12 protein-coding genes are annotated in these 13,642 nt (G+C 64.8%); 10 read left to right on the top strand and 2 right to left on the bottom strand.

Annotated features, from left to right (window positions below; all coding sequences use genetic code 11):
- Positions 1–112: 112 nt before the first annotated feature.
- Positions 113–802, top strand: a complete 690-nt coding sequence (locus LPW39_RS15180; protein ID WP_230776780.1) for a DUF4336 domain-containing protein — start codon at positions 113–115, stop codon at positions 800–802.
- Positions 803–811: 9 nt separating this feature from the next.
- On the opposite strand, the gene LPW39_RS15175 is transcribed toward LPW39_RS15180, so the two are convergent.
- A complete protein-coding gene (locus LPW39_RS15175) occupies positions 812–1,237 on the bottom strand; it encodes an Lrp/AsnC family transcriptional regulator (protein ID WP_116924455.1) in 426 nt (141 codons plus the stop codon).
- 166 nt (positions 1,238–1,403) lie between these two features.
- Between LPW39_RS15175 and LPW39_RS15170 the strand changes: the two genes are divergently transcribed.
- The 3 genes from LPW39_RS15170 to katG all read left to right on the top strand — a co-directional run bounded on the left by LPW39_RS15170 (position 1,404) and on the right by katG (position 6,001).
- On the top strand, positions 1,404–2,498 hold the full coding sequence (locus tag LPW39_RS15170) for an ornithine cyclodeaminase (RefSeq protein WP_230776778.1): 1,095 nt from the start codon (positions 1,404–1,406) through the stop codon (positions 2,496–2,498).
- On the top strand, positions 2,482–3,459 hold the full coding sequence (rocF, locus tag LPW39_RS15165; RefSeq protein WP_230776776.1) for an arginase: 978 nt from the start codon (positions 2,482–2,484) through the stop codon (positions 3,457–3,459). The genes LPW39_RS15170 and rocF overlap by 17 nt, the downstream gene beginning before the upstream one ends.
- Positions 3,460–3,793: 334 nt before the next feature.
- Positions 3,794–6,001: a catalase/peroxidase HPI gene (gene katG, locus LPW39_RS15160; protein WP_230776767.1), complete on the top strand. Its 2,208-nt coding sequence runs from the start codon at positions 3,794–3,796 to the stop codon at positions 5,999–6,001.
- Between the two features lie 62 nt (positions 6,002–6,063).
- Here katG and LPW39_RS15155 read toward each other — a convergent pair whose 3' ends face one another.
- The gene (locus LPW39_RS15155) at positions 6,064–7,020 is read right to left on the bottom strand and encodes a LysR family transcriptional regulator (protein ID WP_133855988.1); all 957 of its coding nucleotides are present in this window, start codon (positions 7,018–7,020) and stop codon (positions 6,064–6,066) included.
- A gap of 108 nt (positions 7,021–7,128) precedes the next feature.
- Here LPW39_RS15155 and LPW39_RS15150 point away from each other — a divergent pair, with 108 nt between their 5' ends.
- The 6 genes from LPW39_RS15150 to LPW39_RS15125 all read left to right on the top strand — a co-directional run bounded on the left by LPW39_RS15150 (position 7,129) and on the right by LPW39_RS15125 (position 13,589).
- The gene (locus LPW39_RS15150; protein ID WP_021025876.1) at positions 7,129–7,662 is read left to right on the top strand and encodes a thiamine pyrophosphate-binding protein; all 534 of its coding nucleotides are present in this window, start codon (positions 7,129–7,131) and stop codon (positions 7,660–7,662) included.
- Positions 7,662–8,258: a thiamine pyrophosphate-dependent enzyme gene (locus tag LPW39_RS15145; RefSeq protein ID WP_230776759.1), complete on the top strand. Its 597-nt coding sequence runs from the start codon at positions 7,662–7,664 to the stop codon at positions 8,256–8,258. Before LPW39_RS15150 ends, LPW39_RS15145 begins: the two co-directional genes overlap by 1 nt.
- A 98-nt stretch (positions 8,259–8,356) precedes the next feature.
- Positions 8,357–9,835, top strand: a complete 1,479-nt coding sequence (locus tag LPW39_RS15140; RefSeq protein WP_230776749.1) for an aldehyde dehydrogenase — start codon at positions 8,357–8,359, stop codon at positions 9,833–9,835.
- A gap of 68 nt (positions 9,836–9,903) precedes the next feature.
- Positions 9,904–11,115, top strand: a complete 1,212-nt coding sequence (locus tag LPW39_RS15135; RefSeq protein ID WP_230776747.1) for an ABC transporter substrate-binding protein — start codon at positions 9,904–9,906, stop codon at positions 11,113–11,115.
- Positions 11,116–11,196: 81 nt separating this feature from the next.
- On the top strand, positions 11,197–12,621 hold the full coding sequence (locus LPW39_RS15130; RefSeq protein WP_230776745.1) for an aldehyde dehydrogenase family protein: 1,425 nt from the start codon (positions 11,197–11,199) through the stop codon (positions 12,619–12,621).
- Between the two features lie 53 nt (positions 12,622–12,674).
- On the top strand, positions 12,675–13,589 hold the full coding sequence (locus tag LPW39_RS15125) for an NAD(P)-dependent oxidoreductase (RefSeq protein WP_230776743.1): 915 nt from the start codon (positions 12,675–12,677) through the stop codon (positions 13,587–13,589).
- The last annotated feature ends 53 nt before the right edge of the window (positions 13,590–13,642 follow it).

The raw sequence follows: 13,642 nt of genomic DNA, 5'->3' as shown, positions 1-13,642 counted from the left end.
ATTCCTCAAAAGATGGCTGCCATTGTTGACCATTGGCAGATTTTCTGCACCTGCGCGCCTGGATTCACAATGAAAATCCAAGGCATTCCCCGCCACCACCACCAGGCGCCGCATGCTTGAACCTATCGCCAACGACCTCTGGAGCGCCACCCAACAGATCAGCGTGCACGGCCTGCCGGTACGCACGCGCATGACTGTTGTGCGCCTGCCCGGCGGCGCGCTGTGGCTGCACTCGCCCATTGCACCTGCGGCTGCGCTGCGTGCCGCGCTGGATGCCCTGGGCGATGTGCGCTGGATCGTGGCGCCCAACCGCATGCACCATTTGTTTGCCGGTGCATGGGAGGCACATTACCCGCAGGCAGCACTGTGGGGCGCACCAGGCCTGGCCGCCAAGCGCCCTGACCTGCCCCAGCTGCACAGCCTGGACCAGGCACTGCCGGCAGCCTGGCAGCACAGCCTGCAGATGCAGCCCTTTGAAGGCTTGCCAATATTGAATGAGTGCGTCTGGCTGCACCAGCCCAGCGCCAGCCTGGTCCTGACCGATGTGCTGCAGTACTACCCGCAGGATTTGTCGCTGTCAGCGCGGCTGTTCAACAGCCTCAACGGCACACGCAGCCGCCTGGCCATGCCGCGCGCGCTGCGCTTTGCGATCCGCGACCGGGCCGCTGCCAGCGCGGCCGCTACCCGCATCTGCGCCTGGCCGGTGCAGCGCCTGGTACTGGCCCATGATGCAGTCATTGCCGAGCAGGCCCAGCAGCAACTGCAGCAGGCGTTGGCGTTTTTGCTGGATAGCAAGGCCTGAACGCGGCGCTCAGGACACCCGAAAACTCTCCAGGTGGATGCTGGTCTCGCTGTTGCTGATGCCCTTGATCAGCCGAATCCGCTCCAGCACCTGGGACAGCGCCTCCAGGCTGGCCACCTGCAGCTCGGCCAGCAGATCCCAGCGGCCATTGGTGCTGTGCAGCGCCGCCACGCCGGGCTCCCCGAGCAGCGACGCCATCACGCGCCGCGTGTCATTGCCGGTGATCTCGATGCTCATCCAGGCGCGTAGCACATCGGGCTGCACATCGGGGCGCAGGCGCACGCTGTAGCCGACGATCAGGCCTTCGCGCTCCAAACGGTCCATGCGGTTGGTGACAGTGCCGCGCGACACGCCCAACTTGCCCGCCAGGGTGGCCACGCTCTCGCGCGCATTCTGGCGCAGCAGGCTGATCAAGGCTTGGTCAATATTATCGATATGCACAATGCAGCCTGATTAATTGCTCTGAATCCTGTCATTTTCTACCATTTTTTGCACTTTGCTTTATGGCAGCGTGGGTGGACACTGGTTGCAGCCGCTGCAGCTGCGCCTTTGATTGGCGCGCGCAGCGGGCAGCCATAACGAAAAACCAGGAGCCATCACCATGACAAACCACCCCGGCCACGTTGACTTTCTCAGCACCGATGCCGCCGCCACGCTGGTGCAGCGAGTAGGCCTGACCGAGCTGCTGCGCGGCCTGGTCAGCGCGCTGGAGCAGGACTTTTCCCGCTGGCAGGACTTTGACAAGACCGCGCGCCTGGCCCAGCACACGCCCGATGGCGTGATGGAGCTGATGCCCGTGGCCGATGCCAGCCACTTTGCGTTCAAGTACGTCAACGGCCACCCCAAGAACCCGCAACTGGGCATTCCGTCCATCATGGCCTTTGGCGCCCTGATGCGGGCCGACACCGGTGCACCCATCCTGCTAAGCGAACTGACCTTGACCACCGCGCTGCGCACCGCCGCCACCTCGGTGATGGCCGCCAAGCTGCTGGCCCGGCGCAGCAGCCGTACCATGGCGCTGATTGGCAATGGCTCGCAAAGCGAGTTCCAGGCGCTGGCCTTTGTAGGCCTGCTGGGCATCCAATCGCTGCGCCTCTACGACATCGACCCCGCTGCCACCGACAAGCTCATCCACAACCTGCACACCCAGATACCAGGCCTGCAAATACAGCGCTGCCGCAGTGCCGCCGAGGCTGTGCAAGGCGCAGACATCGTCACCACCGTCACGGCCGACAAGACCAATGCCACCATCCTGCGCCGCGACATGGTCGCGCCCGGCATGCACCTGAACGCGGTCGGCGGCGACTGCCCCGGCAAGACCGAGCTCGATGCCGCGATCCTGCCGGATGCCAGGGTATTCGTTGAATTTGCGCCGCAAAGCCGCATCGAAGGCGAGATCCAGCACATGCCCGAAGACTTTGCCGTGACCGAGCTCTGGCAGGTGCTGCGCGGCGAGCAGGCAGGCCGCCAGCGTGATGACGAGATAACGGTGTTCGACTCCGTCGGCTTTGCGCTGGAAGACTACACCGCCTTGCGCTATATGCATGCGCTGGCCCGGCAGCACCAGCTGTTGCAACCGCTGGCCCTGCTGCCACAATTGAGCAATCCCAAAAACCTGTTCGAGCTGCTGTTGCCGCCCGCTACCCACCACGAACCAGCCCCCACTGAAGCCGACCGCCATGCCATCCCAGCCTGATCTGACCGCCGCCTCCCTGCACACTCCCATCAGCCTGATAGGCGTACCCACCGATATCGGTGCCGGGCGCCTGGGTGCCGCAATGGGGCCGGATGCCCTGCGCGTGGCCCAGTTGGGCCCGGCGCTCAGCGAGCTGGGATGCGAAGTGCGCGACCTGGGCAACTTGGCCGGGCCCGCGAACCAGCGCAAGCCGCGTGACGCCGAGCATGGCAATCTGCGCAACTTTGGCGAAGCCGTTGCTTGGAACCAGGCCGTGCACGATGCCGTGCATGGTCAGCTGGCGGCAGGCCGCATGCCCTTGATGCTCGGCGGTGACCACAGCCTGGCGGTAGGCTCGATCAGCGCCGTGGCGCGCCATTGCCGCGACACCGGCAAGCGCCTCTATGTGCTCTGGCTCGATGCCCATGCCGACTTCAACACGCCCGACACATCTCCCTCGGGCAATATCCACGGCATTCCGGTGGCCTGCCTCTCCGGCCTCGGCCCGCGCGAGCTCACGCACCTGGCCGGCTTTGCGCCCGCGCTGGGGCCGCAGTCGCTGTGCCAGATCGGCTTGCGCAGCGTGGATGCGCAGGAAAAGCATTTAATCAAGACCCACAACATCGATGTGTTCGACATGCGTGCCATCGATGAGCTGGGCATGCGCGAAACCATGCTGCGCGCACTGGCGCCACTGGCCGGCTGCGACCCAAGCCAGACCCATCTGCACCTGAGCTTTGATGTGGACTTTCTCGACCCCGAGATTGCGCCGGGCACCGGCACCACCGTGCGCGGCGGCCCCAATTACCGCGAAGCGCAGCTGTGCATGGAGATGATTGCCGACACTGGCCTGCTCGGCTCCATCGACATCGTCGAGCTCAACCCGGCGCTCGATCTGCGCAACCAGACCGCCGAGCTAGTGGTGGATCTGGTGCAAAGCCTGTTTGGCAAAAGCACCCTGGTCAAAGACCTGCGCCGCTGACCGTTGCACGGGCCGTTGCGCCCCTGCACCCTGCCCTTTAAAACGCCACGCTTGTAGTCATTGTCTGACAGCACCGGTTTGCTAACCGGTGCTGTAATGGCCCGTGCCTGTTCTTGCCTTGGCTTCTTCGATAAGCGTGCCAGCAACAGCAAAGCCAGCGCTTTGGTATTTATTAATCATCGTGTTGCGGATATTCAATCGGAATAGGCGGCAGGGATCAGGCACTGGCATTCATAATTAAAAAACATGGAAACCGGTGAATTCATCGGCGTTTCCTTTTTTCGGATACCCCCCGTGGTATCTGGCGTCCTGTCAGCTTGAACCGGAGAACCCCATGACCACAGAAGCCAAATGCCCCTTTCACGCCGCAGCCACACGCAACAGTGAGACGGCCGCCCAAGGCAACGGTACGACCAGCCAAAGCTGGTGGCCCAACCAGCTGCGCGTGGACCTGCTCAGCCAGCACCATCCAGACAACAACCCGCTGGGCGCAGACTTCAACTACGCTGACGAATTCAAGAAGCTCGATTACGAAGCCGTCAAGCGCGACCTGCGCACGCTGATGACCGACTCGCAAGACTGGTGGCCGGCCGACTTTGGCCACTATGGCCCCCAGTTCATCCGCATGGCCTGGCATGCCGCAGGCACCTACCGCGTGCAGGATGGCCGTGGCGGCGCAGCCCGCGCGCAGCAGCGCTTCGCGCCCCTCAACAGCTGGCCCGACAACGTCAATATCGACAAGTCGCGCCGCCTGCTCTGGCCCATCAAGCAAAAGTACGGCAACCAACTCTCCTGGGGCGATCTGATGATCCTCTGCGGCAACGTCGCGCTGGAAACCATGGGCTTTCGCACCTTTGGTTTTGCCGGTGGCCGGGTCGATACCTGGATGCCCGACCAGGATGTGTACTGGGGGGCAGAGAAGGAATGGCTGGCCACCAGCGACAAGGCCAACAGCCGCTACAGCGGCGACCGCGACCTGGAGAACCCACTGGCCGCTGTGCAGATGGGCCTGATCTATGTGAACCCCGAAGGCCCGGACGGCAATGGCGACCCGATCTCGGCCGCACGCGACATCCGCGAAACCTTTGCCCGCATGGCGATGGACGACGAAGAGACCGTGGCGCTGATCGCCGGCGGCCACACCTTTGGCAAGACCCATGGCGCCGGTGAAGCCAGCCATGTGGGCGCCGAGCCCGAGGCCGATGGCATCGAAGCCCAGGGCCTGGGCTGGACCAGCAGCTTTGGCTCCGGTTCCGGGCGCGACGCGATCACCTCCGGCCTGGAAGTGACCTGGACGCAGACCCCCGCGCAGTGGAGCAATTTCTTCTTCGAGAACCTGTTCAAGTACGAATGGGTGCAAGAGAAAAGCCCTGCCGGTGCCACCCAGTGGGTGGCCAAGGACGCGCCCGATGTCATCCCCGATGCACATGGCGGCCCCAACAAGAAGCCCACCATGCTGACCACCGATCTGTCGCTGCGCCAAGACCCGGCCTACGAAAAGATCTCGCGCCGCTTTCTGGAAAATCCGCAGGCCTTTGCCGAAGCCTTTGCCCGCGCCTGGTTCAAGCTGACCCACCGTGACATGGGCCCCCGCAGCCGCTACATGGGCCCGGAAGTGCCGAAGGAAGAACTGGTCTGGCAAGACCCCATCCCTGCCGTGGCGCACCCCCTGGTCGATGCCGATGACGTGGCCAGCCTCAAGGCCCAGGTGCTGGCATCGGGCCTGACGGTGCAGGAGCTGGTGGGCACGGCCTGGGCTTCGGCCTCGACCTACCGGGGTTCGGACATGCGCGGCGGCGCCAATGGTGCCCGCATCCGCCTGGCCCCGCAAAAGGACTGGGAAGTGAACCAGCCCGCGCAACTGGCCAAGGTGCTGGGCGTGCTCGAAGGCATTCAGCGCGCCTTCAACAAGGCCGCCGATGGTGACAAGCGCATCTCGCTGGCCGACCTGATCGTGCTGGCAGGCAATGCCGGGGTCGAAAAGGCCGCCACCGATGCCGGCGTGCCGACCACGGTGCCCTTCCACCCTGGCCGCGCAGATGCCACGGCTGAGCAGACCGATGCCGCATCCTTCCAGTACCTGGAGCCCAAGGCAGACGGTTTCCGCAACCACCTGCAAGGCCGCTTTGCCGCACCGGCCGAGGCCCTGTTGATCGACAAGGCCCAGCTGATGACCTTGACCGCGCCTGAGCTGACCGTGCTGGTCGGCGGCCTGCGCGCCATCAACATCAACACTGCGGGCAACCAGCAGGGTGTGCTGACAGCCGCGCCCGGCAAGCTGAGCAATGACTTCTTCGTCAACCTGCTGGACATGGGCACGCAATGGAAGGCCCAGGAAGACGGCAGCTTTGTCGGCCTGGACCGCAAGAGCGGCGCCCAGCGCTGGACGGCCAGCCGCGTCGACCTGGTCTTTGGCTCCAACGCCATCCTGCGCGCGGTCGCCGAGGTCTATGCCCAGGCCGGCGCCAAGGAGAAGATGGTCAAGGACTTTGTCGCCGCCTGGACCAAGGTGATGGAGCTGGACCGCTTTGACCTGAAGTAAGTCCCTTCCTCTTCCCGCCAAGCTGCCCGCCCGTCCCTGCTCCAGGGACAGGCGGGCATTTTTTATGCTTGCGGAGCACTGGCCGATGCCGCAGCCAGCCATTGGCCGCTGGGCCAGCCGCCCGATGCCACGGCCGCCTCCAGAATCTGGCGCAGCACCGCCAAGGTGGCACGCACCGGCTTGGTCATGCTGCGGTTGGCGGCATAGGCCAGCGCAATCACCCGCTTGAGCTCGGGCTCGGTCAACGGCGCGCCCTCCAGCCTGCCGGCGGCCAGATCGCTCACCACCGCGATGGGCGGCAAGATGGTGTAGCCCAGGCCATCGATCACCACGCTGCGCTGCACCGGCAGCGCATCGGTTTCCACGCAGATATTGAGCTGCAGGTTCTCCAGCGCGCAGGCATGCTCCACCAGCAGGCGGATGCCATGCGGGTTGCTGGGCAGCACCAGCGCGCGGCGCGCCATATCGGCCATGGGCACGGCCTTGGCACCGGCCATGCCGCAGCCCTTGGGCCCCAGGCCCCACAGCTCCTCTTCGATCAACGGCTCCAGCACCAGGTCGGGATGCTTCTCGGCCGCATACAGCAAGGCCACATCGACCTGGCCGCTGGCCAGCCAGGGCCGCAGCGTGCCCGCATAGGCCACGGTCAAGCGCAGCTTGATGCCCGGGTAGCGGCTGGCCATCGCCGCCACCAGCGCGCTGGATACGACATCACAGGTGCTGGGCAAAAGGCCGATGGTGACCAGGCCAGTCACCTCGGCTTGCGTGCCAGCCAGCTGCAGCCGTGCTTTCTCCAGCTCGCCAAAGGCGCGGCGCGCATAGCTGGCCAGCTCCTGGCCCTGCTCGGTCAGCACCATGCCATGGCGCTCGCGCTCAAACAGCGCGCAGCCCAGGTCTTCTTCCAGCAGCTTCAACTGGCGCGACACCGCCGGCTGCACCACATGCAGCAGCTCCGATGCGCGGGTCACGCTGCCGGTGTCGGCCACGGTCAAGAAGGCCTTGAGTTGCTTGAAATCCATGCTGCAGCCTCGATCAGATTGCGTGATAGTGGTATCAAAAATGGTGATTGTTCAAATCACATCATCACATTTTATGATGCCTTCACTGGTTCACAAAACGGAAAGCAGATGAACGCAAACCCCAACCCACCCCCCTGGCAAAAAGACATTTTTCAGGCCATCAAGGATGCCGGCGTGCAGCAAGTGGCCTATGTGCCCGATGCCGGCCACTCCTATGTCATCAAGAGCGCCATCGCCGATCCCGAGATCACCGACGTGGCGCTGACCACCGAAGAAGAAGGCGTGGCCGTGGCGGCCGGCGCCTGGCTGGGCGGCCAGCGCGCGGTGCTGCTGATGCAAAGCAGCGGTGTCGGCAACTGCATCAACATGTTCTCGCTGTTGAGCGCCGCTGACATCCCCTTTGTCACCATCGTCACGATGCGCGGCGAGTACGCCGAGTTCAACCCCTGGCAGGCGCCGATGGGCCGGGCCACCCAGGCGGCCATGGAGCTGATGGGCATCCATGTGATGCGCGTGCGCCGCCCCGAAGATGCGCAAGAAGTCGTCAGCGCGGCGCTGGACGGCGCCTTCATGGCCGGCGCCCGCATCGCCGTGCTGATTGGCCAGGACGTGATCGGCCGCAAGAAATGGGAGAGAAAGTAATGCAGACCCGCGAGAATTCCGCTGCGATGGACCGCCGCCTGTTTGTGGCGCGCCTGCTGGCCAAAACCCCCGATGCGCTGGTCGTCACCGGCCTGGGCTCCGCCTCCTACGATGTGTTTGCCGCCGGCGACCGCGACCACAACTACTACCTCTGGGGCGCGATGGGCGGTGCCTCGTCGGTGGCCCTGGGCATTGCGCTGGCCCAGCCCACACGCCCGGTGGTAGTCATCACCGGGGATGGCGAGCAGATGATGGGCATTGGCAGCCTGGCCACGATTGCCGCCAAGTCACCTGCCAACCTCAGCATCGTGGTGCTGGACAACGGCCACTACGGCGAGACCGGCATGCAAAAAAGCCATAGCAGCCTGGGCACCGACCTGGTGGCCGTGGCGCGCGGCTTTGGCATTGCCGAGGTGCAGCAACTGCAGACCGTGGACCAGGCCGATGCACTGGCCGAGCACATCAATGCCCGCAAGGCCACTACCTTTGTGCAGGCCCTCGTGCATGCCGATGAACCACCGCGCGCACTGCCGCCGCGCGATGGCCCCTTCATCAAGAACCGCTTCCGCAGCGCGCTGGGCCTACAGCCGTTCTAGGCTTTGACAGGGGATGCCGGCCGGCATCCCTACTCAGCGCTATCTAGCCTTCTCCAGCACCACCCCGAGATGCCCGCAGCCTCCGAACGCCCTTTGCCATGAAACGCTACTCCCTTCAGATTGCCGGCCAGGCGCAGCCACCTGCGAACGGCCAATGGATTGCCAGCCTCAACCCCTACACGGGCGAGGCTTGGGCCGAAATACCCGATGGCAGCGCCGCCGATGTGGACGCAGCCGTGCAAGCTGCGCACACGGCGTTCAGCAGCGGTGCCTGGCCACAGCTGAGTGCCACCGAGCGCGGCGCCTTGCTGCGCAAGCTGGCCAGCTTGATCGAGCGCGATGCCGAGAAGCTGGCCCGCACCGAAGTGATGGACAACGGCAAGCTGTTCGCCGAGATGCGCGGCCAGCTGCAGTACATCCCGCAGTGGTTCCACTACTACGGCGGGCTGGCGGACAAGGTGCAAGGGGCGACCTTGCCGCTGGACAAGAAAGGCTATTTCGCCTTTACCCGGCATGAGCCGCTGGGGGTGGTGGCTGCGATCACGCCCTGGAACTCCCCGCTGTTCCTGCTGGCCTGGAAGATTGCGCCTGCGCTGGCAGCGGGTTGCACTGTGGTGGTCAAGCCCTCGGAGTTCACCTCGGCCTCGACCCTGGAATTTGCCGAGCTGTTCAACGAGGCCGGCTTCCCCCCCGGCGTGTTCAATGTGGTCACCGGCTATGGCGCGCAAGTCGGCAGCGCGCTGGTGGCGCACCCGCTAGTCGCCAAGGTCAGCTTCACCGGCTCCGATGTGACGGGCCGCGCCATTAACCAGGCGGCTGCGGCCCAGCTCAAGCACAGCTCCATGGAACTGGGCGGCAAGTCCCCGAACATCGTGTTTGCCGATGCCGACCTGGAGCAGGCCATGTATGGCGCGATCTCGGGCATCTTTGCTGCAACGGGCCAGACCTGCATCGCCGGATCACGCCTGCTGGTACAGCGCAGCATCCACGATGCCTTTGTCGAGCGCCTGGTGGCCTTTGCCTCCACCGCCCGCATGGGCGATCCGATGAGCCTGGAAACCCAGGTGGGCCCGGTCACCACCCTGCCCCAGTACGAGAAAGTACTGTCGTACATCGAGATCGCCAAGGCCGAAGGGGCCCAGGTGGTGCTGGGCGGCGCCAAGGCCACGCGCGCCGAATGCGGCAAGGGCTGGTTCATCGAGCCCACCATCCTTACCCAGGTGCACAACGGCATGCGCATTGCACAGGAAGAGGTGTTTGGCCCGGTGCTCTCGGTCATCCCCTTTGACGACGAGGCCGATGCGCTGCGCATTGCCAACGATGTGCGCTTTGGCCTGGCCGCCGCCGTCTGGACCAGCGACATCGGCCGCGCGCTGCGCATGTCCGAGCGCCTGCAGGCGGGTACGGTCTGGGTCAACACCTACCGGGCCGTCAGCTTTATGGCGCCCTTTGGCGGCTACAAGGATTCCGGCCTGGGCCGTGAAAACGGCCAGAGCGCGATCTACGAATACCTGCAGACCAAGTCGGTCTGGATCAACAGCGGAGTGACCACCAGCAACCCCTTTGTACTGCGTTAGTTCCCGCGCCTAGCAGGTGACACAGAGCACCGCAGGCCCTTCGTCCAACAGCTCTAGGAGACAAAACCATGAGAAAAGCACAAGGACCCCTGACCGCCGCCGCCCTGGCGGTGGCCGCCCTGCTCGCCAGCGGCGCCCATGCCGCACCCGACAAGGTCAAGATCGCCTTCATCACCGACATGTCGGGCCTGTACTCGGACTTTGACGGGCCCGGCGGCCTGGACGCCATCCGCATGGCCGTGGCCGATTTTGGCGGAGAAGTGCTGGGGCGCAAGATCGAGATCATCTCGGCCGACCACCAGAACAAGGCCGACATCGCCGCGTCCAAGGCGCGCCAATGGTGGGACAACGACAATGTGGATCTGATCATCGGCGGCTCAAACTCGGCCGTGTCGCTGGCGATCAGCAATCTATCGAAGGACAAGAAGAAGGTCTTCATCAGCGCCGGGGCCGGTGCTGATTCGCTGACCGAAGAGGCCTGCCAGCCCTATATGGTGCGCTACACCTACTCCACCTCGGCCCAGGCACGCGGCACCGCTGCGGCACTGGTGGGCCAGGGCTACAAGGACTGGTACTTCCTCACCTCGGACTATGCCTTCGGCCATTCGATGGAGCAGGCCGCGATGAATGTGGTCAAGCAAACCGGCGGCAATGTCGTGGGCGCCATCCGCCACCCGCTCAGCACCTCCGATTTCTCGTCCTATGTGATGAAGGCGCAGAGCTCGGGCGCCAAGGTGATGGGCCTGGCCAATGGCGGCGGCGACACCATCAATGCCATCAAGACCGCCAAGGAGTTTGGCATCGACAAGAAGATGAACGTGGCCGCGCTGATGGCCTTCATCACCGACATCCACAGCCTGGGCCTGGGCACCACCGGCGGCATGTACCTGACCGAGGGCTGGTACTGGGACATGAGCGATGCCTCACGGGCCTTCTCGCAGCGCTTCTACGACAAGAACAAGAAGATGCCCACCACCTTCCAGGCGGGCGACTATTCGGCCACCACCACCTACCTGAAGGCAGTGCAAAAGGCCGGCAGCACCGATCCCGACCAGGTGATGGCCGCGCTCAAGTCGCTGCCCATCGACGACATGTTCGCCAAGGGCTACATCCGTGCCGACGGCGCCATGGTGCATGACATGTACCTGATGCAGGTGAAAAAGCCGGCCGAATCCACCAAGCCCTGGGACTACTACAAGGTGGTCAGCACCATCCCCGGTGACAAGGCCTATGCACCGTCCAAGGAAGGTGCCTGCCCGCTGCTCAAGCCTGCGGCCTGAAGCCCGGGCTCCCGCTTGCCGACTGCCTGCGCTGCGCGCCCACCAGCTGCGCAGCGCCACCTATCCCCTTGAGAGTGAGACATGAACGAGAACCTGATCAATGGCCAGTGGCTGGCGGGCGCCAGCACCATCCAGAGCTGGAACCCCTCCGACACCCGTGAACTGGTGGGCGAGTATGCGGCGGCCGACGCCGCGCAGATGCAGCAGGCCGTGGCCGCTGCGCGCGCCGCCTTTGGGCGCTGGCAGCACACCACCACGCAGATGCGCTCGGACTTTCTGCAGCGCGTGGCCAACCAGATGATGGCGCAGAAGGACAGCCTGGGCCTGCTGGTCTCGCGCGAAGCGGGCAAGACCCTGGCCGAAGGCTTGGGCGAGGTGGTGCGCGCGGCGCAGATCTTCCAGTTCTTTGCCGGCGAATGCCTGCGCTATGGCGGCGAGAGCCTGCCGTCGGTGCGGCCGGACATCGGCGTGCAGATCAGCCGCCATGCGCTGGGCGTCGTGAGCCTGATCACGCCCTGGAACTTTCCGATCGCCATCCCCGCCTGGAAGATTGCCCCGGCGCTGGCCTTTGGCAACACCGTGGTGCTCAAGCCCTCGGAATACACGCCCGGCGTGGCCCATGCGCTGTTCCGCATTCTGGATGAGCAAGGCCTGCTGCCTGGCGTGGCCAACCTGGTCAATGGCAGCGGCAAGCATGCGGCGCAGGGGCTGCTGAGCGGCGTCGATGCCGTGTCCTTCACCGGCAGCGTGCATGTGGGCCAGAGCATTGCGCAGACCGCCATGGGCGAGATGATCCGCCTGCAGCTGGAGATGGGCGGCAAGAACCCGCTGGTGGTGCTGGACGATGCCGACCTGGATGTAGCGGTGGAATGCGCGCTCAACGGCGCCTTTTTCTCGGCCGGCCAGCGCTGCACCGCGTCCAGCCGGCTCATCGTCACCGAGCGGATCCATGACCGTTTTGTCGACGCGCTGACCGCGCGCATGCGTGCCATGGTCGTCGGCAACAGCCTGGACAAGGCCACGCAGATCGGCCCGGTCATCAACCAGTCGCAGTTCGACAAGATCCAGCACTACCTGGACCTGGGCAAGCGCGAAGGCGCCGAGCTGGTCGAAGGCGGCACGCCGGTGGAGGCGGACACGCCCGGCTACTTTGTGCGGCCGGCGCTGTTCACCGGCAGCCACAACGCGATGCGCATCAACCAGGAAGAGATCTTTGGCCCGGTCGCCAGCGTCGTCAAAGTGGCCGATTACAACGAGGCACTGGCGACCGCCAATGACACGCGCTTTGGCCTCTCGGCCGGCATCTGCACGACGTCGCTGCGCGCAGCCAACCACTTCCGCCTGCATGTGCGCAGCGGGCTGGCCATGGTCAACCTGCCCACCGCCGGGCTGGACTACCACGTGCCCTTTGGCGGCACGCGCGCCTCCAGCTACGGGCCGCGCGAGCAAGGGCGCTATGCGGTCGATTTCTACACCAGCACCAAGACGGCCTACATCGCGTACTGAGTCCTCTTTCTATTCCCCGTCCAACTTAAAACTTTTCGCAGGAGACCCACACCATGACAGACAGCATCGGTTTTATCGGCCTGGGACGCATGGGCCGCTCCATGGCCGCCAATCTGCAGAAAAAAGGCTTCAGCCTGTTGGTGGCTGACCTCAACCCCGAGGCCGTGAAGGCGCTGGAGGCGCTGGGCGCAGAGGCCGCCACGGTGCCAGAGATTGCACGCCGCTGCTCGGTGGTCATCACCATGCTGCCATCCTCGGTCGAGGTTGAGCAAATCGCCCAGGGCGCTGACGGCATCTTTGCCAATGCCCTGCCCGGCACCATCCTGCTGGACATGAGCACCATCGACCCACTCGCCACCGACCGGCTCAGCAAAGCAGCCGCTGGCCGCCAGATGACCGTGGTAGACGCACCCGTAGGTCGCCTGGCCGAGCATGCCGACCGGGGCGAGAGCCTGTTCATGGTGGGCGCGAGCGACGCCGATTTCGCCAAGGTCAAACCCCTGCTCGATGCCATGGGCACCACCACCTACCACTGCGGCCCGGTTGGCTCCGGCGGCCGCACCAAGCTGGTCAACAACTATGTGGCCATCACCCTGTGCCAGGTCAATGCCGAGGCACTGGCCCTGTCGCAGCGCTTTGGGCTCGACATCAGCAAAACCCTGCAGGTGCTGCTGGGCACCTCGGCCAACAATGGCCAGCTGCGCATGAACTTCCCCAACAAGGTGCTGGCCGGCGATACCTCGCCGGGCTTTACCATTGATCTCGCGCACAAGGATTTGTCGCTGGTCGTTGGCGCCGCGCATGCCGCCCGCGTGCCGATGCCGGTGGCTGCCGCCGTGCATGAATCCTTCAGCCTGGCGCGCGCCAGCCAGTTTGGCGGCATTGATTTCTCGGGCATCGCCGATGTGGTCTGCGAGCTGGCCAAGATCGACCGGCCGCGCGTGCCCGAGGGTTGGAAGCCCAGCTGATCAACGCGCTGCTGCAATCTACCCAAGAAAAACGCCCCCCCAGGGGCGTTTCC

It is taken from the genome of Comamonas koreensis, from assembly GCF_021026195.1.
GTDB lineage: Bacteria > Pseudomonadota > Gammaproteobacteria > Burkholderiales > Burkholderiaceae_C > Comamonas > Comamonas koreensis.
Note: the sequence above shows the minus strand (reverse complement) of the source record. Positions and strands in the feature narration are given on the sequence as shown.

Coding starts and splice junctions, on each gene's coding strand:
- LPW39_RS15180 (WP_230776780.1), top strand. CDS start 113: ATGCTTGAACCTATCGCCAACGACCTCTGGAGCGCCACCCAACAGATC.
- LPW39_RS15170 (WP_230776778.1), top strand. CDS start 1,404: ATGACAAACCACCCCGGCCACGTTGACTTTCTCAGCACCGATGCCGCC.
- rocF (WP_230776776.1), top strand. CDS start 2,482: ATGCCATCCCAGCCTGATCTGACCGCCGCCTCCCTGCACACTCCCATC.
- katG (WP_230776767.1), top strand. CDS start 3,794: ATGACCACAGAAGCCAAATGCCCCTTTCACGCCGCAGCCACACGCAAC.
- LPW39_RS15155 (WP_133855988.1), bottom strand. CDS start 7,020: ATGGATTTCAAGCAACTCAAGGCCTTCTTGACCGTGGCCGACACCGGC.
- LPW39_RS15150 (WP_021025876.1), top strand. CDS start 7,129: ATGAACGCAAACCCCAACCCACCCCCCTGGCAAAAAGACATTTTTCAG.
- LPW39_RS15145 (WP_230776759.1), top strand. CDS start 7,662: ATGCAGACCCGCGAGAATTCCGCTGCGATGGACCGCCGCCTGTTTGTG.
- LPW39_RS15140 (WP_230776749.1), top strand. CDS start 8,357: ATGAAACGCTACTCCCTTCAGATTGCCGGCCAGGCGCAGCCACCTGCG.
- LPW39_RS15135 (WP_230776747.1), top strand. CDS start 9,904: ATGAGAAAAGCACAAGGACCCCTGACCGCCGCCGCCCTGGCGGTGGCC.
- LPW39_RS15130 (WP_230776745.1), top strand. CDS start 11,197: ATGAACGAGAACCTGATCAATGGCCAGTGGCTGGCGGGCGCCAGCACC.
- LPW39_RS15125 (WP_230776743.1), top strand. CDS start 12,675: ATGACAGACAGCATCGGTTTTATCGGCCTGGGACGCATGGGCCGCTCC.